Raw genomic sequence first — 25,748 nt, forward strand, 5'->3', positions numbered from 1 at the left:
CAGCCGCTGTAGGCGCTTGCCCACCAAGAGCCGCAGAATTAGCATTTGCAGCTAAGTAACCACTTACCCACGCTTGCTGAATCGGATTAAGTTCTGCTACTAAGCCTTGCAGCTTTTGTACTTGCTCTTGCGATAGCGGGCTTGCCGCTGCGTTAAGTTGACCTAACAACATGAATTTGTTCCCCATAACCCTGAAAATTACATACAGCCCACATGATGCACTGTTCAAAATGAGTTTTACCTCACCCAGAGTAACTCTGCTGAGGTTTTATTAGTGTGCAGGATAGCGGGCTATGCGGTGAGAAAAAAAGAATAGAATCTGCTTTGTTATTCCATTTAGTTATTAATTTATATAAAGACCTTCAAAAACAGCTTAAAGGCTTATTATTGCTATTTTATTAATTTTGTATTTAACAAATTTGTAACCTTGTGCAGATAGTGTATGTTATTTACTCAACTATAAAAAATAGGAACAATCATGTCACACGGGACATACAAAAATAAGTTACTTAGCACGGCATTACTGATTGCCGCCACCCCAGCAATGGCCAATGTCGCAAATGGCGGCTTTGAGCAGTGGACAGGCAATACGCCTGACGCGTGGACCACAATTGATAGCGGTATTAATGTATCGCGCTCAACCAGTATCGTAAATAACGCAAACAGCGCGGCGGCTATTAATGTGACCACCGGCTCGCAAAGCAATACCGACTTATTACAACAAGTTAGTGTGGAGGCTGGCAAAACATATGATTTTTCAGTGGATGTATATCACACTGAAGGAAGCATAAGAGCCCGCCTGTATGTAGATGGCTACCAAGGGTACTCTAACCAAGCGCAAACTAACCAGTGGCAAACAATTAACCACAGTTATACGCCTAGCAGTAATAAAACCATTAATGTTGGTTTACGTTTTTACGATATGAGCGGCTTTGATGGCAATGAAACCGTTTATGTAGATAATTTTTTGCCTAATACAGATGGCGGTGCTTCAGGCAGCTGTAACGACCATAGCCTTACTTTAACCCTTAATACCGATAACTACGGCAGCGAAANCCAAGGTAGCAGCGTAGCCAGTGGCAGTGGTTATGCCTCTAACACACAATATAATGAGCAACTATGTTTAACTGATGGCGCATACACCCTAGTTATAAGTGACAGCTATGGCGACGGTATGTGCTGTAACGTAGGTAATGGTAATTACGCGCTCACTCAGGGCAGCACTACACTTGCCAGTGGCGCAAGTTTTAATAACACAGATAGTACAACTTTTGAATTAGGCGATGGTTCTGGCGGTGATACTGGCGGTGGCACTAACCCAACACCAACAGGTTATTACGTAACAACTCAGGGTCTATCTGGCTATGCATTAAAAACTGAGCTTTATAACATTATCAAAAATCACAGCTCGCAAGGTTACTCGGCTATTTGGAACTTTTACGACTCTTCAGCACGCGATAAATACTTTGAAAACGATAACAGTATTTTAGATATGTATAGCGAAAAGCCAAATGGTAGCGACAGCTATATTTACACCGCGGTGAGCGATCAGTGTGGTACTTATAACAGTGAAGCAGATTGCTATAACCGCGAGCATTCGTTCCCTAAAAGCTGGTTTGGCGGCACAAATGAGCCAATGAATTCAGACGTGCACCACATTTATGCAACCGACGGTTATGTAAACTCAAAACGTAGTAACTACCCTTTTGGTGAAGTGGCTAGCGCATCATTTACATCAACAAACGGTAGTAAAGTCGGTTCAGCAGCAAGCTCTATTAATTACTCAGGTACGGTGTTTGAGCCAATTGATGAGTTTAAAGGTGACTTTGCCCGCGCTTATTTTTACATGGCAACCCGCTACGAGAATGTAATAGGCTCGTGGCAAAATAACACAACTGCCAGTAATGCAGTCCTTAATGGTACAAGCAATCAAGTATTCGAAAACTGGGTAGTAGCTATGCTACTTAACTGGCATAACGCCGACCCTGTTAGCCAAATGGAACTTGACCGTAACCAAGCAGCTTATGAGTTTCAAGGTAATCGTAACCCGTATATCGATCACCCTGAATTTGTTGAGATGATTTGGTAATAGCCTGCTTATAACTTTTTAGCCCCAGCATTAACTGGGGCTTTTTAATAACTGTACTTTTTGTTTGGCAATAAGTGACGCTACATACTGCTTTTCTAAATCCCACGGATGACGCTTCCAGCCCTTAAAACCAAAACCGATAATATACACCTGTGCTTGCTGCTTTAAAAAGTGCTCAATGGCTAACATTCCCGAACTGGGTGTTTTAGCTTTAAAAGCAGGTTTGCCAAACGTATATAAGTGTTTTAATAATGCTGTTTTATCGTGCTGGGCGATTCGACTCACGTTTGCATGTGGGCTATATTTGTGTATTATTTCATCGCCATGGTCAATACAGCCCCTGCGGTTAATTAGCTTATAAAAAGGTTGAGTAAATAAGTTAGGTTTTGGATCAGTGATCATGACATTTTTCAGCTGCGTTATATCTATATCTGGAAACGCTGCGCAAAGCATTGCGCCTTGCTTACCTCTTCCTACTAGCCATAAATCAGTACATTTTCGGCCTAAGTATGCAGGCATGTTTGCACACATATTAAAGCGCACCACTCTATCAAAGCTATTTAGGGCTTTACTTACATCCTTTTCGACGGGGCCATTACCTATAATTAACACTGTTTGCTTAGCCATACTACGCTCCTTGTACCTTTATTTGCGCATACTAACGTGCCCGCCACACTTTACCAGCAAACTTATATTAAACTTTTTTTGCAGCCACACACTGTACGGTAAATTAACAGGCGTTACTTTTGATTTAAGGCCTGCTCTGCACGCTTTATTGATTCGTAGCGTTTGCCTATAATTTTTATCAGCCATACTTTATCTGTAAAGGTGCGGCTTAAATACACTGTTTGCCCATTTGGTATTTGCGGCATAAAGGAAGAAATAGATTCCCACTTGCCATCAACCTGCTCTTTTAACTTCAAGCTGGCGTTAAAGTGCGACCCCTCTGCGTTAGGCTTTACTTCAAGCGCCGTCATTTGCGTATCATCACCAATTTCTATCATTGCGCTTTTATTTAATAACGTGAGTAGCTGAGGTTGATGCGTAGGGCTTAGATTTTTTAAAGCCTGCTCTATTTTACTATCTACGGTAATCTCATTCTGTAATTTATAAATGCTGGCCTTAATTGCAAAAACAGGCTCTGCGTAACTGGGGTTTATAAAAAACAGTGAACTGATAAGCACTAACATAGCGCTAGTAAATTTATTCGGCATATTATATCTCCTTATTAAAATCGAATTGAGCATACCTTATATTTTGTTAAATTGAATATAAGCTATTAATATTCATAATATTCTTTATATTAATAAGCATGAATATACGCTTTTAGACTATTTATAAATACTAATTTTAGCGATAATAAAACGCTTAACTAATCAAATAAGAGCAGAGGGTATGCAAGCGTTAGGAATGGAGTTAAAACGCCTTAGAGCAAATAAAAAGTGGACTCAGGCTTATGCAGCGCGTGAAATTGGAATTCAACAGTCGTACCTTTCAAAGCTTGAAAATGGACAGTTTATCCCCTCAACTGAGGTAATTGAAAAGCTTAAACTTTGCTATGGCGAAGGCTGTATTGATAAATGCCTACCTATAAATACAGCTATACATAAGCCCTCAAACATCACTTTAATTATGAGCCTGACTTTATTTATATGTGGGCTGATAGCGTGGTTATGTGCAACATATGAAATTTTTTATCCACAAACCTACTTTACCTATCAAGCAAAGCTAGGTGACTTTTTAGCATTTAACGTCACTCAGCAATACCAAGGCGAACGCTTTATTGAGGGAGATGTGACCTATCAAATTGTAGGTGAAAGGCAAGTCAGTCGAATCGAGAACCGCTTCCTAGTGGTAGGCTCTGCCGTGTGCATATTAATATCTATTGTTGCAGCTTTACTCTCGCAAAGGCATAGGTTTGGTAAATTATAGAGCTGTTATTTAGTTGTTCTTGGCAATTACTCCAGTATTACTCTACTTCAAACATCTATACAGTCGTATATCAGAAATTTTTATCTGTCGCTATAAATGCCTCATAACTTAACACGATTGGTATTATTTTCGATTAGTATTAGGACTATTACGTATTCGTGGCGTGCTTTTTTCTCAAATGTTCTAGTCTCAACCCAAGCTACGGCGCTTCACACCACTGCGAGCAGCTGAGGACTGAAAGCTTCAAACTTACAGCTTTTTTAAACGCAAACAAAAAGCCCCGGCTAATGCCAGGGCTTTTTTACAAAACTTACTTAATTTAAAAATTAAGCTTGTTTTGGACTAGAAACAACGTCTACTAAAGTCCAAGATTTATTCTTAGAAATTGGTGCGCATTCACGGATAGTAACTACGTCACCCGCTTTTGCTGTGTTGTTTTCGTCATGTACGTGTAGCTTAGTAGTACGTTTGATGAATTTCCCATAGATTGGGTGCTTCACGTAACGTGCGATAGCAACAGTGAAAGATTTTTCCATCTTGTCGCTTACTACACGGCCTTGAAGAGTACGAATTTTATCGCTCATTATTGACCTGCCTTCTGGTTAATAATTGTTTTTACACGCGCGATATCGCGACGTACTGTTCTTAGCGTGTGTGTCTGAGCTAACTGACCAGTGCTTGCTTGCATGCGCAGGTTAAACTGCTCACGAAGAAGTCCTAGAAGTTCAGCATTTAGCTCTTCTACGCTTTTGTCTTTTAGTTCGCTTGCTTTCATCACATTACCGTCCGAGTTACGAAAGTTGTTTTGAATGGCAGTTTACGAGCTGCAAGGTCAAACGCTTCACGAGCAAGCTCTTCAGAAACACCTTCCATTTCGTAAAGTACTTTACCAGGCTGAATTTCAGCAACCCAATATTCAACAGAACCTTTACCTTTACCCATACGAACTTCAAGAGGCTTTTCTGTGATCGGCTTGTCAGGGAAGACACGGATCCAGATTTTACCTTGACGTTTCACGTGACGCGTCATAGCACGACGAGCTGCTTCGATTTGACGAGCAGTCATGCGGCCACGACCAGTAGCTTTCAAACCGAAAGTACCGAAGCTTACTTTGTTACCGTTTTGCGCTAAACCGCGGTTGCGGCCTTTGTGCATTTTACGGAATTTTGTACGTTTTGGCTGTAACATTACTCGCTACCTCTACTTAGCACTTTTCTTGGCTTTCTTTGGTGCGCGTTTAGCTGGCTTCTCTTGCTCTTGTACTAGTGGTAAACCACCAATAACTTCGCCTTTGAAGATCCAAACTTTAACACCAATGATACCATAAGTGGTTAAGGCTTCAGAAGTTGCGTAGTCGATATCAGCACGAAGAGTATGTAGAGGTACACGACCTTCACGATACCATTCTGAACGTGCGATTTCTGCGCCGCCAAGACGACCGCTAACTTCAACTTTGATCCCTTTAGAACCGATGCGCATTGCATTTTGTACCGAACGCTTCATAGCGCGACGGAACATAACACGACGCTCTAGCTGAGAGGCAATGCCGTCTGCTACTAGTTGTGCATCTAACTCTGGTTTACGTACTTCAGAAATATTAATCTGAGCAGGTACACCTGCGATCTTAGTTACCGCTTGACGTAGCTTTTCAACGTCTTCGCCTTTTTTACCGATAACAACACCCGGACGAGCCGTGTGAATTGTTACGCGGATCGATTTTGCTGGACGCTCAATAACGATTTTAGACACAGAAGCCGCTTTTAATTCCTTTGTAAGGAAAGTACGTACTTTGTGATCGCCAAAAAGCTGATCAGAGAAATCTTTAGAACTCGCGTACCAGGTAGAAACCCAAGGTTTAGATATACCTAGGCGAATACCAGTAGGATGAACTTTTTGTCCCATTACTTATACTCCTAGCTATCTGAAACCACAACAGTGATGTGGCTTGTACGCTTAAGGATGCGGTCTGCGCGTCCTTTAGCACGTGGCATAATACGTTTCATTGTAGGACCATCGTCCACAAAAATCGTAGTTACACGAAGCTCATCAATGTCAGCACCTTCGTTATGCTCTGCGTTAGCAATAGCAGACTCAAGTACTTTTTTAACTAATACAGCCGCTTTTTTCGGGCTGTACGCCAGGATTTCTAGAGCGCGATCGACAGGTAGTCCGCGGATCTGATCTGCAACTAGACGAGCTTTTTGCGCCGAACCAGAGGCGAATTTATGTTTAGCTAATGCTTGCATTTATCATTCCCCTCTTAGCGTTTCTTCGCTTTCTTATCCGCAGCATGGCCACGGTAAGTGCGAGTTGGTGCAAATTCACCTAGTTTGTGACCGATCATTTCGTCAGAAACGAAAACTGGTACATGCTGGCGACCATTATGGACAGCAATGGTCAATCCGATCATGTTAGGTATGATCATTGAACGACGGCTCCAAGTTTTAATTGGCTTCTTTTCACCGCTTTCCAAAGCTTTCTCTACCTTCTTCAGCAAGTGTAGGTCTATAAAAGGACCCTTCTTGAGAGAGCGTGGCATGGCTATTCCTCAATATTACTTAGTACGACGACGTACTATAAATTTATCCGTACGCTTGTTCTTACGCGTCTTAGCACCTTTAGTAGGCTTACCCCATGGAGACACAGGATGACGACCACCAGATGTACGACCTTCACCACCACCGTGTGGGTGATCTACCGGGTTCATGGCAACACCACGAACTGTCGGACGAATACCACGCCAGCGATTTGCACCTGCTTTACCAAGTGAACGAAGCATATGCTCAGCATTGCCTACTTCACCTAGCGTTGCACGACAATCAGATTGTACTTTACGTACTTCGCCAGAACGAAGACGTAATGTTACGTATTGACCATCACGCGCAAGGATTTGAACGTATGCACCAGCAGAACGTGCGATTTGAGCACCTTTACCTGGTTTTAATTCTACGTTGTGAACAGTCGAACCTACAGGCATGTTACGCATAGGTAATGCATTACCAGGCTTGATTGGTGCATCAACACCAGACTGGATTGCATCGCCAGCTTTTAAGCCTTTAGGTGCGATAATGTAACGACGCTCACCGTCTGCATATAATACAAGAGCGATGTTTGCGCTACGGTTTGGATCATATTCCAAACGCTCAACAGTGGCTGGAATGCCATCTTTAGTACGTTTAAAATCGATTAAACGGTAATGATGCTTATGACCACCACCGATATGACGAACCGTAATACGACCATTGTTATTACGACCACCTGATTTAGAGTTTTTCTCTAATAGTGGTGCGTAAGGTTTACCCTTATGTAAATCTGGGTTAACCACTTTAACTAGGTGACGACGACCCGCAGAAGTTGGTTTACACTTTTGAAGTGCCATAATTCTAACTCCCCTTATTACTCGGCGCCGCCGACAAAGTCTAGCTCGCTACCTTCTTTAAGAGTAACGTAAGCTTTCTTCCAGTCGCTACGACGACCGAAACGCATGCCAGTACGTTTTGTTTTACCCTTAACGTTAAGTGTGCGAACACCCGTTACTTCTACTTCAAAAAGCTTCTCAACTGCTGCTTTAATTTCAGCTTTAGTTGCGTCATTTGTTACTTTAAAAACAATAGTATTGTTTTCTTCAGCAGCAATTGTGCTTTTTTCAGAGATATGTGGAGCAAGGATCACTTTTAAAAGACGTTCTTCACGGATCATGCTAGCGCCTCCTCAAGTTGCTTAACAGCAGCAGCTGTAATAAGTACCTTGTCGAAAGCAATTAAGCTTACAGGATCGATACCAGCTACATCACGCGTGTCAACCTTGTACAGGTTACGTGCCGATAAGAAAAGATTTTCATCTACTTCTTCAGTCACGATAAGAACATCTTTAAGCTCAAGTTCTTTAAGCTTAGAAACTAATTCTTTAGTCTTTGGTGCTTCAAGACCAAAGCTTTCAACAACGATTAAACGCTCTTGACGAACTAATTCAGATAAGATGCTTTTGATCGCACCGCGGTACATTTTACGGTTTACTTTTTGGCTGTGGTCTTGTGGTTTAGCTGCGAAGCTAACGCCACCTGAACGCCAAATTGGACTACGGATTGTACCAGCACGTGCACGGCCAGTACCTTTTTGAGCCCATGGTTTTTTACCACCACCGCTTACTTCAGAACGTGTCTTCTGAGCACGAGTACCTTGACGAGCACCTGCTGCGTATGCAACAACTACTTGGTGTACTAATGCTTCGTTAAACTCACGTCCAAAAGTAGCTTCAGAAACTTCAAGAGCGCCAGAAGCGTCTTTAATTGCTAATTCCATCACTAAATCTCCAGGACTTATGCTTTAACAGCTGGTTTAACGATAACGTCACCGCCGATAGCGCCAGGTACTGCACCTTTAACTAAAAGCAAGTTACGCTCAGCGTCAACGCGAACTAGTTCTAAGTTTTGAGTCGTTACACGCTCAGCACCCATATGACCGGCCATTTTCTTACCTTTAAACACCTTACCAGGTGATTGGTTTTGACCGATTGAACCAGGAGCACGGTGAGATAGAGAGTTACCGTGAGTAGCGTCTTGCATGCTGAAATTCCAGCGCTTAACACCACCTTGGAAACCTTTACCTTTAGAAGTACCGGTTACGTCAACTTTGTTGATTTCGTTGAATAATTCAACAGTAAGCTCAGCGCCTACTTCAAAATCGCCTTCACCACCATTTAGGCGGAATTCCCACAGACCGCGACCCGCTTCAACACCAGCTTTAGCGAAATGACCCGCTGCTGCTTTGTTTACACGGCTTGCTTTTTTAGTGCCTGCGGTTACTTGAAGCGCGTTATAACCGTCTGTTGCGTCAGATTTGATCTGAGCAATGCGGTTAGGAGTCGCTTCGATAACTGTCACAGGGATAGATACACCATCTTCAGTGAAGATACGTGTCATACCCACTTTACGACCGACTAGACCTAATGCCATTTTCCTATAACCTCTCTAATCTTTCGATTAACCCAGGCTGATTTGAACATCAACACCAGCAGCAAGATCTAAACGCATTAATGCGTCAACAGTCTTGTCAGTTGGTTCTACGATGTCGATCAGACGTTTATGGGTGCGGATCTCGTACTGATCACGCGCATCTTTGTTTACGTGCGGTGAAGTTAGTACAGTAAAACGTTCAAAGCGTGTAGGTAGTGGGATTGGACCACGTACTTGTGCGCCTGTGCGTTTCGCAGTTTCCACGATTTCCGCCGTTGATTGGTCAATCAAACGGTGGTCAAAAGCTTTTAGGCGAATACGAATGCGTTGATTTGACATTCTTAAACCTCAATATAAAGAGCATTTAAAGAGCATAAAAAAACGACCGAAACAATCTTAATAATTAAGATGCCGGTTGTTGATTTATATCTACGATGAGTTCCAAATCGGAACTCCTGTTTATTAGCTTGAAATCCAAGCTTAATTTATCCCTTCAAGTTCCAGAGGAATCTTGAAAGCCTGCGTATTATAGTGATATTGGTGATAAATGCAACAACTAATTGCAAATTAATTACGGGTGTAAGGCTGCCCAAATAACCGCCACTGGTTATTTATAGCTATAATTGAACTGCTCAGCGCCAAATTAGTCTTATGTTTATAATTTAACCGATTACGCAAATTACAGGATTTTATAGATATTATGGTATCCTATGCGCTAATTTTGCTTTTAATACTCTCAATATGGTGAGTCGATGCGTTTATTAAATTATTGTTTGAATTTTCTTACTAGCTGCGTAAGCCGTGTTTTGGTAAAAAGTAAGGTCCTTCCCCAAAGCCCTATAGAGCAATATGACCTTAATCCTGAACACCCTACTTTTTATATAGTACGTTTAAATTCGCGTTTCGATTTAGCCGCGCTTACTAATGTATGTAAAAAGCATGGTTTGCCTAACCCATGCGAATATCAAACATTAGGAAACCAAGAGCTAGCCCGCTTTATTGGTATTAAAAATCCGCCGCCTTTATTTGGCGATACCGCTAAACCGACCGCCGCTTTATCACAGGGTAAGCAAATAGTTGAGCATTTATTAAATAGCGGGCAAAAGAATGTACAAGTGGTGCCGGTAACTATTTTATGGGGGCGCGACCCAGGTAAAGAAAAGCCAGGTATTCGTACCTTAATTACCCACTCTCTTACGCCTAGTTGGTTTAGAAAATTCTTTGTTGTGCTGTTTTCTGGGCGCGATAACTTTATTCGCTTTAGCCAGCCACTCGATTTATCACTTATCGTGAACGAAAAAGCCGACGTAAATGAGCTACCACAAAAACTATTGCGTGTTGCTCGGGTGCACTTTAAACGCCAAAAACTGGCCGCTACGGGCCCTAAAATGCCCTCTCGCGAGCAATTATTTAACTCGCTTTTGGCTTCGCCGACAATAAAAAAAGCGATTCAAGATGAAGCCAAGTCAAAAGGAATAAGCCAAACAGAAGCCCGTCAAAACGCGTTAAAACTACTAGATGAAATTGCTGCTAATTACTCTGAGGCAATGATACGTGTAGGCGACAGAATTTTAACATGGCTGTGGACTAAGCTTTATAACGGTATAGATATAAAATACACCGAGCAAATTCATGAGCTAACAAATAAGGGTCACGAGATAATCTATATGCCGTGTCATCGCAGCCACATGGATTACTTGTTACTTACCTATGCTATATACCATCAAGGTTTGGTGCCGCCGCATATTGCCGCGGGCATTAATCTAAACTTTTTCCCTGCAGGTGGTATTTTTCGCCGCTCAGGGGCGTTTTTTATACGCCGCTCGTTTGCCGGTAATAAACTTTACTCAGCCGTATTTAAAGAGTATTTAAGCCAGCTATTTATTAAAGGTTACTCAGTTAAGTTTTACACTGAAGGCGGGCGCAGCCGCACTGGCCGATTACTACCGCCAAAAACCGGTATGCTCGCCATGACATTGCAAGCAATGCTACGTGGCATAGACCGCCCGGTTTCTATTGTGCCGGTATACATTGGCTATGAGCATGTAATGGAAATCAATACCTACTTAAAAGAGCTTGCCGGTAAAGATAAAAAAGGCGAGTCCATTTTTGGTATTTTTAAAGCCATTAAAAACCTTAAAAATTATGGCCGTGGTTACTTAAACTTTGGCGACCCTATTTCTATAAACCAATACTTAAACGACAACCAACCTGATTGGCGCGATGCAATACACCCTACCGATGTGCAAAAGCCGCAATGGCTAGGCCCTCAAGTAGCCGCATTGGCCGACCAAGTAATGGTAAAAATTAATAATGCCGCAGCACTTAACGCTGTGAATTTACTGGCTATGATTTTGCTAGTTAACGACAAACACGCGTTAAGTAAGCCTAAGCTATTAGCGCAACTAGATTTTTACTTACGCCTACAACGCGATGCAAGCTATAGCGATAAAGTCACCGCCCCCGATGAAACACCAGAGCAGCTATTAACGCACGCCATTAAGCTTAATAAGTTTGATGTTATTAGCGATGAATTTGGCGAAATTATTGCAATTAACGATAAAGAAAAAACCCTGTTTAACTATTATCGTAATAATATTTTGCACTTATTTGCTGTGCCAAGCCTTATTGCTTTGCACTTATTTAAGCAACACAGTAGTACGGTTGAGCAATGCCAAAAGCTTGTTTCGGCTTTTTACCCTCTGTTTGCAAAAGAATGGTATTTACAGCCGCTAGATGAAAACTACATAAGCCGTATTTTGGCTAACTTTAGCGATCAAAACTTAATTGAGCTTGATGGCGATACCATTCATGTTACTAACACGAATGATTCGTTAGCCAAACTTGAAATGCTAGGTAGGTCGCTTAGCTTTACGTTGCAACGTTATGCCATTGTTGTGGGCTTTATTCAAACCAGTAACGGAATTGAAAAAGCCGAACTAGAGCGTGAAAGCCAAGTACTGGCAAACCGTTTAGGCACCTTACACGGCATTAAAACCCCGGAGTTTTTTGATAAAAAAGTACTGGTAAGCTTTATTGATAATTTACGCGGTGAGCTGCTAATTACTGAAGGTGAAAATGGTATTCACGGTAGTACACAACTGTGTGAAATATACATGTACTTAAAAACCTTATTACCTGCGCGTATATGGCAATCGGTTAGCGACATAGTGCAAGATCAATGTAATTAGCCGAGCTGTTATAATTTAAGCTTTAATTAAACACCATTAAAAAAGCCTCAACATTTAACATGTTGAGGCTTTTTTGTACGTTTAGTTATTAAACAGCAACGCTACATAGAGGCGCTTATCTCTTGGTAAAACCTTTAGCGAAAGCACTGCTAATTTGCGCTTAACAGCCAGTCTATTGCCAGCAAGTCTAATCAAATTAACGCTGGCGCATCACCCCTTCTTGAATCGTTGATGCGACTAAATTACCTTGGCGGTCAAAAAACTGGCCTCTTACCAAGCCTCGCCCAGAACTAGCACTTGGGCTGTCTATGGTATATAAAATCCAATCGTCCATTCTAAATGGGCGGTGGAACCACATAGCATGGTCAATCGTTGCCACTTGCATATTTGGCTGCATAAACGATACGCCATGAGGCTGTAATGCCGTAGGTAAAAACTCAAAGTCAGAGGCATACGCTAATAAGTAATTATGAATGCGTTGATCGTCGGGCATATCGCCATTGGCTTTAATCCAAATGTGCTTTACGGGCTCAATAACCTCTGGCTTAAACGGGTTATGAAAAGTAACCGGGCGCATTTCAATGGGCATTTCGCGTATAAACTTATTACGGATCACCTCGGGTATGTGGTGGGCGTTTTCTTGATAAAACTCAAGCGACGAGCGAAGCTCCTCTGGTGGCGGTACATTAGGCATGGTTGCTTGATGCGATAAGCCTTCTTCTTCACCCTGAAACGACGCAGTCATATAAAAAATAGGTTTACCGTATTGAATAGCGCTTACTCGGCGGGTGCTAAAGCTTTTACCATCGCGGATGGTTTCTACGTCGTAAACAATCGGTTTTGCGGCGTCGCCGGGGCGTAAAAAGTAAGAGTGTAATGAATGAACAACACGTCCTTTTGGTAGCGTTTCTTTTGCAGCAGACAACGCCTGCCCCATTACTTGACCACCAAATACCGCTCTAAACCCTAAATCTTGGCTTTGCCCACGATATAAACCTTGTTCAATTTCTTCAAGTGACAATAACGATAATAAATCATCTAATACTTGGCTCATTTGCTGTTCTCTCAATCCCCAGATAAGCTAATGATACTATACAATGCAGCTATGTAAATCTAACTAAATGAGTAACGCTATGAATTATTGGCTATTTAAAACTGAGCCCGATGCTTTTTCGATTGATGATTTAAAAACAGCGCCGCAACAAACCACTCTGTGGGAAGGCGTGCGTAATTATCAGGCACGTAACTTTATGCGTGACGATATAAAATTAGGTGACTTAGTATTTATTTACCACTCTAGCTGCAAACAAGTAGGCGTTGTGGGTATAGCCACTGTTACTAAAGAAGCCTACCCCGACCCAACCCAGTTTGATTTAAATAGTGACTATTACGATGCGAAGGCCACACCCGACAAGCCACGCTGGTTTGTAGTTGAAGTAACCTATAAAAGCCATTTAAACAAACGCGTAAGCTTAAAAGACATTAAAGCAAACGAGGCTATTACCGAGTTAGCCCTTAAAAAAGCAGGCCGCCTTTCGGTAATGCCAGTCACACAAAACGACTGGGAGCAAATAATAGCCATGAGCAATTAAGCTCAGTAAGTAAATATCAAGCTGTAATAGTAGCTAATCATTAACGTGCTAAAGCTTGGCTATGTTTGACCTCATTTGGCCGTGTTTGATACGATCCCCCGCGAGTTATAATTGGGGGATTAATGAAACTACTGTATTGGTTAGATGAATGGTTAACGCTTTGCCGTGATGAACAACAAACTAAGCTGCCTATGTCTGGCGGCGACCTACTCGGCGATGTGTATGTAAAATACGAATTTGTTGATTTAAATAAGCCCCTGCTTTTTACTTTTTCCCCCGCGGGCACCAACGTCCAAGAACACGACCTAACCGATGACTTTGCCCCTTGGGGCTATCACTTAGCGCAAAAACAAAATGTAAATGTTATTTCGTTCCAACATTTAGGCAAAAGCAATTGGTTTAGAAGCCGTAATTTAATCTTCTTTTTGGAGCAGCTATCAAGCTTACTTACACCGTTTAAGTGCCGCTTAGGCTATGGCCTTAGTCGCGGTGGTTTTGCTGTTGGTGCGTTTGCAAAATTACTTAAATTAGATCAGGTTTTATTTTTTCATCCTGTTAGCACCAAAAACACCGAAACAGTTCCGTGGGATACCCGCTCCAGCACAGAGCTTGCGCAGCAATTTGATTGGCAAAGTGAGTATAACGACCTCGATTTAGGCCATGCTAAGGGGTATATAATTTATGACCCCACCAATAAAATAGACCGCCTACATGCTAAGCGGTACCCGCAACTGACCCATTTAAGAGTGTTTGGCATGGGCCACGGTACCCACGCAAGCTACCTCACTAAGTTTGGCTTTTACAAACAAGTGGCTGTTGACTTTATACGCCACCAGCAGATTGATATAGCGCAGTTTCGTTTGCAAACCAAAACTTTGCGCTTAAAAGAAGAGTATTATCAAAGCCTAAATAAGGCAAATGCGAGTTCGCCTCACCGCTTGGCATTATTAAGTACAGCACATCAAATTTTAGCAGATGAAAAAGAAGTGCATGTGCAAGAACATCAGGCCAAAATAGATATTCAGCCGTTAATAGATGTCGCACTTAAACATCAAGATGAACACCCAAATGATGCTATTCAGTTATTAGAAGTTGCCCAACAAATAGTGCCAGATGATCCGCTGGTTGAGCACAAACTCAAGCAGCTAGAATAGACCTATGACGGTTTATTCTTCTTTCTTTTTTTGTGACCATGCTTGGGCACAATCGTAAAATACATAAAAAGCCCCAGCCACGAAAAAATAATTACGCCTAATAACCAGCCGTTTTTTTCGTGGCCTTGGGTGCGCTTACTATTAACCACTATCACCACGGGTAATATATAAGCGCTTAAAATAATTATTAAAAATACTACTTCATTCATTATTTAACCTAAGCCTTGGTTATTTGGCCAAGCTTTGCCAATCTACTTCATTTGTTAGCACACGTTCAAGGGCAATGTAGTGCAGGATATCGCCGGCATTTACCTTGTAATCAAGTGGCGGATTTAAATCCATATTTTGTGCACTTAAGTTATGCGCCACCCCTAACAAAATAGCATTATAGTCATGCTTAAAATGATGAAATAAAGTGCCAAACTCCATCTCTTCGCATTCACTTGGAATAGCTAGGCTAAACTGCGTGTCGCCGTGCAATGTAGATAACAGCTCTTCTTGTACTCGACTCGAGCCTGGGTCTTGCATTGAGCGTACTAAAATCTCAGCCGACTTAGCGCTACTACACTCTACATTTTGGCAATGCTCAAGCAACATATCGACCTTGGTTTCATCTAAAAAGTGCGCGCTAATATGGCACTCATCTTTAACTAAACGGCTAATACGCAGTGCCGTTGTAAATGTTTGGTCGTCATCTTGCCCATCAATAATAACTTTGTCGGCACGGCTAATAGCTACGCGCTCAAGTTCTTCTAAATCAGTAAAACTTGTTAGGCGGGCAAAGTCGACATTTTCGTTAGTTAAAAATGGGTGATCCATTTGCTCAGTAACCGCCAACAAAATACGGCGGTCGGTACGTTTGGTATCGGCAAGGATATAATCAATCATTTTTTTTGTTCGGGTATCGTGCCAACCAAAAATAATAATGTGGTTGTTACTGTGAGCAAAGTTTTTATCACCAGTCATAGCGCGCCTAATTAAGTAAGTCACTGTTTGCCCTGTTTTTCCTAACAGAACGCCAAATAAAGCTAATCCAAACGGAATTTGTATTAAGGCCACTACCCAACGCCCCAGCTCGCTGGTTGGGCTAAAATCGCCGTAACCCACTGTTGAGGTAGTTACTGTGTAGTAGTAAAAAAAGGTCGTAAACGAGGTAAGCGCTTGCTCATTTGCAATAAATAGCAGCCCCCAAGTCACTAACATATGAGCAAGTATTGCAAGCACCACGGCTTGCCAGCTCAGCTGATCGATATGAGCACGAACAAGTAGCGCTAGCCTCTTAAATATTACCGGCATGATACAAAATCTTTGTTAGTAAATTATCTATAAACAGTACGTTACTGTAAGCCATGCTTTTAAGCAACGTTTAAGCCTTTAAGTAAGGCCTGTTACCCTTTTAGGATTAAATTTTGTTCAACCTATAAGATACTCAGGCCCTAAAATATAAGACTAAATGCGGGTTTGCTAATGTGCTAAGAGCATGATTAATTATAATAAGACTAAAAAACACACAGACACATTATGCTTAATAAAATTGCCACACCGTTTACCAAATTAGTAGAGCGCTACTTACCCGACCCTTTTATATTTGTCATATTGCTGAGCTTAATTACTTTACTCTCTGCCAGTATTTTTACCCCCGCAACACATATTGAAGTTATTAACGCATGGGGGAGTGGCTTTTGGAACCTGCTTAGCTTTGCCATGCAAATGCTATTAGTGCTGATTACAGGTTACATGCTAGCAAGCACGCCCATTATCAATTCGTTATTAAACAAACTGGCGGCGCTTGCTAATTCAGCGCCAAAAGCGATTATTTTAGTCACGCTTATTTCGCTATTAGCCAGCTGGCTTAATTGGGGGTTTGGCTTAGTTATTGGGGCTTTATTTGCCAAAGCAATTGCAAGGCAAACACAGGTCGATTACCGCCTATTAGTTGCCAGTGCTTATTCTGGCTTTGTGGTGTGGCATGGCGGCTTAGCAGGCTCAATTCCGCTTACGATTGCTACCGAAGGGCACTTTTCACAAAATAGCATTGGCATAATTAGTACCGAGCAAACCCTGTTTGCTGGTTTTAACATAGCAATATTAATTGGCTTATTTATTATAATGCCGTTGGTTAACCGCTACATGCTACCCAGTGATAAAAACAGCGTGTATGTAGACCCAGCACTTATAAAAGAGCCCCCGCCCGCACATGAAAAAATTACTCGCCCTGCTCAGCATTTAGAGCACACAAAGCTGCTTGGCATTTCGATTGGTTTACTTGGCCTTTGCTATTTAGGGTATTACTTTATAGTTGCAGGCGGTAGCCTAAACCTAAACAGCATTATTGCTGTGTTCTTATTTTTAGCCATTACCTTGCACCAAACACCGCATAACTTGCTTAACAGCTTGCAACAAGCAATTCCCAGCGGTGCAGGTATTGTCATTCAATTTCCGTTTTACGCAGGTATTATGGCTGTGATGGTCGACAGCGGTTTAGCGCAGCAAATATCGCGTGGTTTTATAGCTGTTGCTGATGCCGATAGCTTGCCATTTTTTAGCTTTATAAGTGCAGGACTCGTTAATATGTTTGTACCTTCTGGCGGCGGGCAATGGGCAGTACAAGCACCTATTGTTATACCCGCAGCGCAAGAGCTGGGCGCCGATATATCACGTGTTGCTATGGCGGTTGCCTGGGGTGATGCGTGGACAAATCTAATTCAACCCTTTTGGGCATTACCGGTATTAGCCATTGCAGGGTTAAAAGCAAAAGACATTATGGGGTTTTGTGTTGTGCAGTTATTTGTAACGGGGGTATTTATATCGCTAGTGCTGAGCTTTTACTAACCCTTAATAACGCGCAGTATTTAGGTATACTGCGCGTATAGCAATTAGCTTGATAAAATCGTCATCGGCAGGCTAAGTATTGGGTTTTCTGAATCTGCAAAATGCATCATAACCGCTACGTGGCCTACAACTACAATAGCGTACATAGCGGCTGAAAAACCTTGGCCGTATTTATCAAGCGGCAATAAATGCGAGTAATGTCGACCGCGCCATTCAAATACGATTTCCAGTGCGCCCACAAACAAAAAGAACACCAGCAACATTAAGCCAAATGTGTAGCTCAGCCATAAGCCAAATAACACACCGAGTAAACACACACTTAAACCGACCCAAGATCGCATTGAAAAGCTGATACTTTTTAATACATGCCCGCCATCAAGCGGTAAAATAGGCAAAAGGTTAAACAAATTCAATAGGGCACTGAGTACTGCAACGCCGGCAAATATGTCCATTTCGGTGGCGTAATATAAAACCACACCCAGCACTGAAGTAAATAAACCAAACGCTGGCCCCATGAGTGATATAACTACATCTTGCCAGCGTGTTGTTATTTTATCGTCACTTACAGCCAATCCGCCTACAAAGGGAATAAGGTAAATCCCTTTGGTTTTTATGCCAAAGTATTTCATGGCTCTAACGTGTCCGTATTCATGTACCACTAAACAGGCAATTAGCATTAGTGCAAATTCAATACTAAATAACCAGGCATAGCCGGCAACCGATGCACCTGCCAGCGCCACCTTAATTACTTTTGCACTTTTAAATAATTTAAAGCCCAGTGCCGCTAGCCCTAAAAAGCCTTTTTTGGGCTGGCTATTTACCGGCGCAGGTAAAGCTAGTTCAGTAGCAAACACACCATCAACAAATAACGATAAAGACTGCTCATGAACATGTGAGCTATCAATACCTATTTGCTTATTATCTAAAGTAAATTCGGCGTAATGCTCTTTGGGTGTTGTAAAGCTTATGGCCTGTTGATTATGAAATATTTGTACTATTTTATGCCCAGATACCATTAGCGTTAATGGTTGCTCTGCAAGCATGAGATCGATTTTTATCATGACTAAAACCAGTTGAAACAATGGCGTTAGTATACCGATGAATTTAAAAAACACGAATTGCCTTAAACCATAAGCGCAAAAGCACTTAGAAGATAAAAAATAATATAAAACTAAGCTGACAAAAGGCTGATCAGGCGCTATTTTTACAGTACTAATATATTAAGCAGTTACAAGGATAGAGCATGTCGATTTCGGTACCCAATATTTTAGTTGTGGATGACTCAAAGGCGATTTTAATTGTTATGGAGGCCATTTTAAATGAGCTAGGAGTCTCGAATAAAGTTACAAAATGCCTGAGTGCTCAGCAAGCGCTAACTCACGTAACCGACGATATAAACTTTTACGATATTGTATTTACAGACTTAAACATGCCTGAAATGGATGGTATGGAGTTTATAAGAAAACTAGGCGAGCTTAATTTTACAGGCGCAGTAGTTATAATTTCGGAGATGGATCATAAGGTTATTAACCTAGCTGCCAATTTAGCGCGTCATAGCAATATACATTTAGTTGCAAATTTAGCTAAACCCGTGCAACTTAGCCAAGTAAAAACCGTTTTACAAAAAGCAAAGCACTTAGCAGTACATAACGACCTTTCTCATGCCTCTATTTCAGAAAAAGCATTGCATGAGGCAATCAATTTAAACGAGATAATCCCTTACTATCAGCCAAAAATAAATTCTCAAACCAGTGAAATAGAAAGTATTGAGGTGCTAGCGCGCATCGTTAAAACGCACACTGGCGAAATCATCTCGCCCAATCGGTTTATTTCGTTATCGGAGCAGTCGGGGTTAATTAATCAAATTACCTTTAGCTTATTTGAGCAAGCCACCAGCGACTTAAAAGCTATACGTACAAACATTGCTGCGCATCTAAAACTGGCTTTTAACCTATCTCCCACGCAACTAGATGATTTAAGCTGCCCCAACAAGCTGATGCTTATACTGCAGCTCAATGAGCTATCACCTAGTGATATAATTTTAGAGATTACCGAGCAACATGCGCTGTCTAGCCTTTCTCAGCTAGAAACCTTAAACAGATTAAGAATGCATGGCTTTGGCATATCATTGGATGACTTTGGTGTAGGCTTTACCAACATGAACCAGATTAAGCGCCTGCCTTTTACTGAAATAAAAATTGACCGTACACTTATTAGTAATATTGAAACAGATCAGTTTTCGCAAGTGGTGGTCAGCTCACTGGTTGATATTGCCAGCCAAGAGCAACTAGCCCTTGTGGCCGAAGGCGTAGAGCGCGCCGAAGAATCACTCTACTTAAAAAACTACCGCACTAATTTAGCCATGCAAGGATTTTTGTTTACCTGCCCTAAAGCCAAAGACGATTTTATAGAGTGGGCACTAAACTGGGTAAATACGACGGGGGGCACAATTAAACGCTAACCTTCGACCCCGTCGTAATTATTTATTATCTCGGGGCGTGTCGTCATCTTCACTAACTATGTGCTCGCTGCTTGCTAAACGCTGGCGCCAGCGCTGCTTGGCGACCATGCGCATATTGGTCGATTGGTCGCGCTCATCAACAATTTCAAGCCCCATAAGGGCTTCTATCATATCCTCTAGGGTTACAATGCCTTGAACATCACCGTATTCATCAACAATTAAACATATGTGAGTACGCTGTTTAAGCAAGGTTTGTAGTAGCGATGACACATTATGCCCTTCGGGTACCGTATGAATAGGCTTAACTAATTTGCTAATTTTATAATCGGTACCTAAGCGGTGATAAGCCAACATAATATCGTTTTTATGCACAAAGCCAATTATGTCATCGGCGTCTTTATCAAACACTAACACGCGCGAAAATGATGACGAGCCGTGCTCGCTCATGTACTGATCGACCGTTAACCCTTTATGTACTTTATACAGCACAGTACGCGGCGTCATTAAGTCGGTTAATTTCGCATGCCTAAAATGTAAAAGGTTGCGGATTATTTCTGACTCATCGGCATGGATTGCCCCTGTTTCGGTGCCTATATCTGCCATGGCTTCTATTTCTTGGCGAATATAAAAAGCCTCATCGTGCTTGGCCCCCATTAAATTAGTAAGCTTTTGAGCAAGCCACACAAATGGTTTTAGCGATATCACTAAAAAGCGTAAAGAATAGGTCACGCTAGGGGTTAAGGCACGCCAATAATTGGCCCCTAAGGTTTTTGGAATAATCTCTGAAAGTACCAATACTAAGAGTGTCATTATGGCAGAGGCAATTCCTACTGCCGCATCTGAAAAAACCACAGCGGCTTNCCACACCTGCAGCACCGGCGGTATGGGCCACTGTGTTAAGCGTTAGTATTGCAGCAAGCGGTTGATCTACATTATTTTTTAGTTTTTCGAGCTGCTTTGCAAGTTCAGGCTGTTTTTTGCGTAATAGCGCCACATAGCTGGGCGAAATACTTAACAGTACAGCTTCCATTACAGAGCATAAAAAAGAAATAACGATGGCAGCAACCATGTACACAATCAGTAAAGTCACTTTTTCTCCGATGAGTTGAACATATGGGCATGGTAACAATACATGCTATATTTGGCCAAATAACTATCAATAATAGGCACAAATATGAGAATTAGCTCACCTTGGACCACAAAAAATAAATTACTAAAACAAGCAGCTACCTTTTTTGCTCTTGGCAGCTTGAGTTTGACAGCAATAGCAGCCCCGCTTGATAAATCAAATATCGAGTTTATTGGCCCTTTAGGCGAAAACATGCAAGTTAAGCCATTTCAAACACCACACGGCCAAGTCATTATTAATAACTTATTAGAGCAGTTGCAACGTAATACGCAAAGTGTGTCTGTATTTGGTAAAAAGCATAGCTGGCAGCCGTTTAATAAAGTAAACGCACTTACTTTAGGTGGCCTACAAGCGCTTAAGTTCAATATTGAAACAACCCGCTATAGCCAAGGCACATTAACTATAAAAGGGATAGAGAACGCTCAGTTGTTTATTGATGCCAAGCTTCAAAAAGGCGATAACCACACATACTCTTTATCGTTAACTAATGGCTCTCATAGTGTGATTGTAGTGGCGCAACAAGTGGCTAACTGGAACAACGTTTCTCTCGATTTTGAACCCAAAGCCGACACTGACAACATTACAATTAACACCTCTACAACTAAGCGACTTTCAGCCGAGCAACTTTTTGATGCACCCACCATTAGTGGACTTTCTTTAGCGCCCGATGCTAAGCAATACGTTACCAGCACGCGCAGCTATTCAAATAAAACAGCTAACCAAGCAAACGTGGTAACTGAGCTTAAAAATAGCCAAAATCAAACCTTGTATCGCTTTGAAGGCCAGCAACCAAGCAATATGGTATGGAGCCCCAATAATCAATTTTTAGTTTATATGTTAGGGAGTGAGCTAAAACAGCTAAACCGTAAAAACCTCAGCATTAAAACATTGGCTAGTGAGCTTGAAGGCGCAAGTAACTTTAATTTTTATGATAATAACAGCCTTATTTTTAGCTGGTCTAAAACCCCCGAAGACAACAACAGCTTAACTAAGCACTACAAAGGCCTTCAAGATAGATGGTCATACGCACGCAACGTAAGTCAGCTCTATATGTTAGACACCAACAGCGGCTTAACCAAAGCGCTTAGCCAAGGCCCTATTTCGCATAGCTTTGAAGATGCAAACACTAATCGTGGCAAAGTATTAATGAGCCGCCAAGTTATGGTTATGCAAGCCACCACCCACCCAGAAACTGAACTGGTGGAACTTGACTTACAATCGAATAAAATAACGTCTTTTGGTAAATTTAAAACCTTTAACCATGCAAAGTTCGCCAACAAAGATGTGTACGTTGTTGCTGGCCCAGATTTTAAAAATGGCGCAGGCCGTGCCCTTCCAAAAGGGATGTTAGCTAATAATTACGACGGCCAATTGTACTTACTTAGCGATAACGGTAAGAATGTAAAAGCGCTTAGTAAGCAGTTTGACCCCGCTATAGGTGAATTACATGTGCTTGATAATGGCGATGCGCTTATAAAAGTAACCGAGCAAGATACCCAACCTTTGTATTTATATGACTTGAGCAAACAGCGCTTTAAAAAACTTAATACGGGTTTAGATATCGTTGAGCAATTTAGCTACTCGCACGAGAGAAACCCGCAAGTGCTACTAAGCGGTACCACAGCATCCACCCCTCAGCAGCTTAAACGCTTAAATATAAGTAAAAATAAAACAGACCTAATCTGGGACTCTAAGCCGCTTGCCTACGCTAATACACAAATACCGACTCTGGAAGAGTTTAACTTTACAAATAAAGACGGCGTAGAAATTACAGGGCGTGTGTACATACCTACCAACTTAGATAAAACTAAAAAACACCCTGCACTTGTCTATTACTACGGTGGCACCTCACCGGTTACCCGTGGTTTTACAGGGCGCTACCCATTTAACTTGTGGGCAGCAAATGGCTATGTTGTTTATGTATTACAGCCAACAGGGGCAACTGGTTTTGGGCAAACATTTTCTGCTCAGCACGTTAACGCCTGGGGCGATTATACCGCTAGCGATATAATGCAAGGTACGCAGGCCTTTTTAAAAAAATACGATTTTGTTGATAGCAAAAAAGTGGGTAATTTAGGCGCCTCATACGGAGGCTTCATGACCATGCTACTTGCCACCAAAACAGACATGTTTAGTGCATCTATTGCGCATGCGGGTATATCAAACTTAACCTCGTATTGGGGCGAAGGTTGGTGGGGGTATTTATACTCAGGCGAAGCATCAAAAAATAGCTTTCCGTGGAATAACGCTTCACTTTATAGCGATCACAGCCCTGTATTTCATGCCGATAAAGTAACGACCCCTTTACTACTGTTACACGGCGATAGCGATACCAATGTACCTGTTGGCGAAAGCTTAACCATGTATACCGCCTTAAAGCTTTTAAATAAGGACGTAGAGCTTATTGAATATAAAGGCGCCGACCATCAAATTTTTGCTCGTGATAAACGCTTTGATTGGTGGAACACCATGCTTGCTTATTTTGATAAACAACTAAAAGGCGAACCACAGTGGTGGGACGCAATGTATTCAGATAAGTAACACAGCGCTCAGCACATTTTTAGCTAAATGTGCTGAGCTTACTCACATAAACAGCAACCTTAGGTAAGCCGCCTTTTATATCTGAAACATAAAGTTACCGAAAAGTTACACCGCCCCCTTCTCAGCATTTAACGATTGGTGCTACCATACAGAGCTATAAATATACAAAAATAAGTCCTATGGCAATTAACGTTTTATTGGTTGAAGACGACGAGCTACTCGTTAAGCGCATCCAAAATCACTTTACAGACACCGAATTTTCGATAGAAATAGACCCCACAGGTGCCGATGCCCTAAACATAGTTAGGCAACGCGTAAACCTGCGCAGTGCTATTTCTCTTGCCATTATTGATATTGTATTACCCAAGCGTGATGGGTTGCAGCTTGCCAAAGAGCTCAACACTTTGACCGATATTGGCGTGATTGTTTTATCTAGCCGCGACTCTCAAGCCGATCGTATTGCAGGGCTTGCACAAGGTGCTGATGACTATATTTGTAAGCCTGTTGATTTATTAGAACTTGAGCTGCGCATGCGCGCACTTTATAAACGTATTGCAATTAATCAAGACGATGATGAAAGCGAAGAGTTTATAGAGTACGCCGACTTTAAACTCCACCCCGATAACCGCACATTAATTACCTCATCAGGTATTGAATCGCGCTTAACCGAAGCCGAGCACAAAGTGCTAATTTGTTTAATTAGCAACGCAGGTAAAGCAACCTCGCGAGAAAAAATATCAGAAGAAATAGGCCAACCAGATTGGAGCCCAAATGACCGTACCGTGGATGTTTTAATTGGCCGTTTGCGTAAAAAACTTTACGATGAAAAAGACCAAAAACGCATTGTTACCGTGCGCGGCAAAGGTTACATGCTCTCAATTTAGCGCATTAAAATTTTAAACGCAGAAAAACGCAGCAGGCTCCGAGCTTAGCACCTTAAAATGATTAAACATTATTGCGGTTCGGTATTATTTCCAGCAACGTTTAGTTTATTTAGTTAACTGCGCTAGTAACCGCTCAAAAGCGCGATAATTTAGCGCCTCTTTTAGCTCTTCTAAACTAATATGCTCTGCACCTTTTAAGTCACTAATAGTACGCGCCACTTTAATAACCCTATGGTAAGAGCGCGGCGATAACGACAGCTTTTCGCTAGCGCGTGCTAAAAACTGCAACTCAGCAGGGGCTAAAGTGCAATGTATATTCATTTCTTTATTATTTAATCGTGCATTAACCTTACCTTGGCGCTTTAGCTGTGCACTGTAGGCCGCCTCTACTCGGGCTCTTACTTGGGCGCTGGTTTCTTCAGGCTCGGTACTTTGTAGCTCAACACTTGTTAGTCGCGGTAGCTCTATTTGTAAATCGATACGGTCGATAAACGGGCCTGATACGCGCGATAAATAGCGCATCACTTGGTCAGGTGTTGCTCGCTTATCATTATGACACCCGGTAGGGCTTGGGTTTAGTGCGGCTATAAGCTGAAACTGCGCCGGAAACTCCATTTGCCTTGCTGCCCGCGAAATAACCACCGAGCCGGTTTCCATGGGTTCACGCAGCGAATCAAGTACCTTACGTTCAAATTCCGGAAGCTCGTCCAAAAATAACACCCCGTTATGCGCAAGTGAAATTTCCCCCGGTTTAGGGTTTGAAGAGCCACCAACTAAAGCGACTGCCGAGCAAGTGTGGTGTGGGTTTCGAAAAGGGCGTTGGCGCCAATTATTTAAATCAATTGATTGGCCAATAATAGAATACAGTGCAGCCGTTGATATTGCCTCATCGTCAGACATGGTTGGCATTATCGTAGCCATACGCTGCGCTAGCATAGATTTACCCGTACCAGGTGGACCTAAAAAAAGTAGGTTATGGCCTCCAGCGG

Annotated in this window: 26 protein-coding genes and 2 pseudogenes (1 of these 28 running past the window's edge); 9 read left to right on the forward strand and 19 right to left on the reverse strand. The window is 42.0% G+C overall.

Annotation, left to right across the window (positions count from 1 at the left end):
* Nucleotides 1–478: 478 nt before the first annotated feature.
* Entirely contained in the window at nt 479–2,089 is a 1,611-nt protein-coding gene (locus L650_RS0114125; RefSeq protein ID WP_029773514.1) for an endonuclease, read from the forward strand.
* Nucleotides 2,090–2,119: 30 nt separating this feature from the next.
* Here the strand turns inward: L650_RS0114125 and L650_RS0114130 are convergent, their stop codons facing one another.
* Nucleotides 2,120–2,716 carry a hypothetical protein gene (locus L650_RS0114130; RefSeq protein WP_029773515.1) on the reverse strand — a complete coding sequence of 199 codons (597 nt, stop codon included), beginning with the start codon at nt 2,714–2,716 and terminating at the stop codon, nt 2,120–2,122.
* Nucleotides 2,717–2,829: 113 nt separating this feature from the next.
* Complete coding sequence (locus L650_RS0114135; RefSeq protein WP_029773516.1) at nt 2,830–3,303, reverse strand: hypothetical protein; 474 nt, start codon at nt 3,301–3,303, stop codon at nt 2,830–2,832.
* A gap of 181 nt (nt 3,304–3,484) precedes the next feature.
* Here L650_RS0114135 and L650_RS0114140 point away from each other — a divergent pair, with 181 nt between their 5' ends.
* Entirely contained in the window at nt 3,485–4,021 is a 537-nt protein-coding gene (locus tag L650_RS0114140) for a helix-turn-helix domain-containing protein (protein ID WP_029773517.1), read from the forward strand.
* A 326-nt stretch (nt 4,022–4,347) separates the two neighbouring features.
* Here L650_RS0114140 and rpsQ read toward each other — a convergent pair whose 3' ends face one another.
* From rpsQ to rpsJ, 11 genes are read right to left on the reverse strand one after another with little or no spacing between them, the layout of a single operon-like run.
* Complete coding sequence (gene rpsQ, locus L650_RS0114145) at nt 4,348–4,605, reverse strand: 30S ribosomal protein S17 (protein WP_004588693.1); 258 nt, start codon at nt 4,603–4,605, stop codon at nt 4,348–4,350.
* Nucleotides 4,605–4,796 carry a 50S ribosomal protein L29 gene (rpmC, locus tag L650_RS0114150; RefSeq protein WP_004588692.1) on the reverse strand — a complete coding sequence of 64 codons (192 nt, stop codon included), beginning with the start codon at nt 4,794–4,796 and terminating at the stop codon, nt 4,605–4,607. Before rpmC ends, rpsQ begins: the two co-directional genes overlap by 1 nt.
* On the reverse strand, nt 4,796–5,209 hold the full coding sequence (gene rplP, locus L650_RS0114155) for a 50S ribosomal protein L16 (RefSeq protein WP_002957890.1): 414 nt from the start codon (nt 5,207–5,209) through the stop codon (nt 4,796–4,798). The genes rpmC and rplP overlap by 1 nt, the downstream gene beginning before the upstream one ends.
* A 12-nt stretch (nt 5,210–5,221) precedes the next feature.
* Entirely contained in the window at nt 5,222–5,923 is a 702-nt protein-coding gene (gene rpsC / locus L650_RS0114160) for a 30S ribosomal protein S3 (RefSeq protein WP_004588691.1), read from the reverse strand.
* Nucleotides 5,924–5,934: 11 nt separating this feature from the next.
* A complete protein-coding gene (rplV, locus tag L650_RS0114165; RefSeq protein ID WP_004588690.1) occupies nt 5,935–6,267 on the reverse strand; it encodes a 50S ribosomal protein L22 in 333 nt (110 codons plus the stop codon).
* A 14-nt stretch (nt 6,268–6,281) separates the two neighbouring features.
* Nucleotides 6,282–6,560, reverse strand: coding sequence for a 30S ribosomal protein S19 (gene rpsS, locus L650_RS0114170; protein WP_004588689.1), 279 nt, complete (start codon nt 6,558–6,560; stop codon nt 6,282–6,284).
* A 15-nt stretch (nt 6,561–6,575) separates the two neighbouring features.
* A complete protein-coding gene (gene rplB, locus L650_RS0114175) occupies nt 6,576–7,400 on the reverse strand; it encodes a 50S ribosomal protein L2 (protein WP_004588688.1) in 825 nt (274 codons plus the stop codon).
* A 17-nt stretch (nt 7,401–7,417) separates the two neighbouring features.
* Nucleotides 7,418–7,720 carry a 50S ribosomal protein L23 gene (rplW, locus tag L650_RS0114180; protein WP_004588687.1) on the reverse strand — a complete coding sequence of 101 codons (303 nt, stop codon included), beginning with the start codon at nt 7,718–7,720 and terminating at the stop codon, nt 7,418–7,420.
* Nucleotides 7,717–8,322 (reverse strand): 50S ribosomal protein L4, encoded by a 606-nt coding sequence (gene rplD, locus L650_RS0114185; protein ID WP_004588686.1) that lies wholly within the window; start codon nt 8,320–8,322, stop codon nt 7,717–7,719. The genes rplW and rplD overlap by 4 nt, the downstream gene beginning before the upstream one ends.
* 17 nt (nt 8,323–8,339) lie before the next feature.
* Nucleotides 8,340–8,975: a 50S ribosomal protein L3 gene (gene rplC, locus L650_RS0114190; RefSeq protein WP_004588685.1), complete on the reverse strand. Its 636-nt coding sequence runs from the start codon at nt 8,973–8,975 to the stop codon at nt 8,340–8,342.
* Between the two features lie 27 nt (nt 8,976–9,002).
* Nucleotides 9,003–9,314 carry a 30S ribosomal protein S10 gene (rpsJ, locus tag L650_RS0114195; RefSeq protein ID WP_002957900.1) on the reverse strand — a complete coding sequence of 104 codons (312 nt, stop codon included), beginning with the start codon at nt 9,312–9,314 and terminating at the stop codon, nt 9,003–9,005.
* A gap of 413 nt (nt 9,315–9,727) precedes the next feature.
* Between rpsJ and plsB the strand changes: the two genes are divergently transcribed.
* Nucleotides 9,728–12,166, forward strand: coding sequence for a glycerol-3-phosphate 1-O-acyltransferase PlsB (gene plsB, locus L650_RS0114200; RefSeq protein WP_029773518.1), 2,439 nt, complete (start codon nt 9,728–9,730; stop codon nt 12,164–12,166).
* 196 nt (nt 12,167–12,362) lie between these two features.
* Here the strand turns inward: plsB and tesB are convergent, their stop codons facing one another.
* Entirely contained in the window at nt 12,363–13,220 is an 858-nt protein-coding gene (tesB, locus tag L650_RS0114205) for an acyl-CoA thioesterase II (RefSeq protein WP_004588683.1), read from the reverse strand.
* Nucleotides 13,221–13,299: 79 nt separating this feature from the next.
* Between tesB and L650_RS0114210 the strand changes: the two genes are divergently transcribed.
* Nucleotides 13,300–13,758 carry an EVE domain-containing protein gene (locus L650_RS0114210; RefSeq protein WP_029773519.1) on the forward strand — a complete coding sequence of 153 codons (459 nt, stop codon included), beginning with the start codon at nt 13,300–13,302 and terminating at the stop codon, nt 13,756–13,758.
* Nucleotides 13,759–13,880: 122 nt separating this feature from the next.
* A complete protein-coding gene (locus L650_RS0114215; protein WP_029773520.1) occupies nt 13,881–14,912 on the forward strand; it encodes a hypothetical protein in 1,032 nt (343 codons plus the stop codon).
* A 2-nt stretch (nt 14,913–14,914) separates the two neighbouring features.
* On the opposite strand, the gene L650_RS0114220 is transcribed toward L650_RS0114215, so the two are convergent.
* Complete coding sequence (locus L650_RS0114220) at nt 14,915–15,121, reverse strand: PLDc N-terminal domain-containing protein (RefSeq protein ID WP_004588680.1); 207 nt, start codon at nt 15,119–15,121, stop codon at nt 14,915–14,917.
* Between the two features lie 19 nt (nt 15,122–15,140).
* Nucleotides 15,141–16,208, reverse strand: coding sequence for a potassium channel family protein (locus tag L650_RS0114225; protein ID WP_024031979.1), 1,068 nt, complete (start codon nt 16,206–16,208; stop codon nt 15,141–15,143).
* Nucleotides 16,209–16,433: 225 nt separating this feature from the next.
* Between L650_RS0114225 and L650_RS0114230 the strand changes: the two genes are divergently transcribed.
* Complete coding sequence (locus L650_RS0114230; RefSeq protein ID WP_029773521.1) at nt 16,434–17,744, forward strand: short-chain fatty acid transporter; 1,311 nt, start codon at nt 16,434–16,436, stop codon at nt 17,742–17,744.
* Nucleotides 17,745–17,788: 44 nt separating this feature from the next.
* On the opposite strand, the gene L650_RS0114235 is transcribed toward L650_RS0114230, so the two are convergent.
* A complete protein-coding gene (locus L650_RS0114235; protein ID WP_029773522.1) occupies nt 17,789–18,805 on the reverse strand; it encodes a metalloprotease in 1,017 nt (338 codons plus the stop codon).
* A gap of 182 nt (nt 18,806–18,987) precedes the next feature.
* Here L650_RS0114235 and L650_RS0114240 point away from each other — a divergent pair, with 182 nt between their 5' ends.
* Nucleotides 18,988–20,205 (forward strand): EAL domain-containing protein, encoded by a 1,218-nt coding sequence (locus L650_RS0114240; RefSeq protein WP_004588676.1) that lies wholly within the window; start codon nt 18,988–18,990, stop codon nt 20,203–20,205.
* An 18-nt stretch (nt 20,206–20,223) separates the two neighbouring features.
* Here L650_RS0114240 and L650_RS0114245 read toward each other — a convergent pair.
* Nucleotides 20,224–21,295 (reverse strand): annotated as a pseudogene (locus L650_RS0114245) (CNNM domain-containing protein).
* An 84-nt stretch (nt 21,296–21,379) separates the two neighbouring features.
* Between L650_RS0114245 and L650_RS0114250 the strand changes: the two are divergent.
* Together L650_RS0114250 and L650_RS0114255 are read left to right on the forward strand one after the other, a co-directional pair.
* The gene (locus L650_RS0114250; protein WP_029773523.1) at nt 21,380–23,875 is read left to right on the forward strand and encodes an alpha/beta hydrolase family protein; all 2,496 of its coding nucleotides are present in this window, start codon (nt 21,380–21,382) and stop codon (nt 23,873–23,875) included.
* Between the two features lie 179 nt (nt 23,876–24,054).
* Nucleotides 24,055–24,759, forward strand: coding sequence for a response regulator transcription factor (locus L650_RS0114255; RefSeq protein ID WP_004588673.1), 705 nt, complete (start codon nt 24,055–24,057; stop codon nt 24,757–24,759).
* Between the two features lie 105 nt (nt 24,760–24,864).
* On the opposite strand, the pseudogene L650_RS0114260 reads toward L650_RS0114255, so the two are convergent.
* A pseudogene (locus L650_RS0114260) lies at nt 24,865–25,748 on the reverse strand (YifB family Mg chelatase-like AAA ATPase); it runs 630 nt beyond the window's last position.

Source organism: Pseudoalteromonas sp. TB51 (assembly GCF_000498055.1).
Lineage (GTDB): Bacteria > Pseudomonadota > Gammaproteobacteria > Enterobacterales > Alteromonadaceae > Pseudoalteromonas > Pseudoalteromonas atlantica.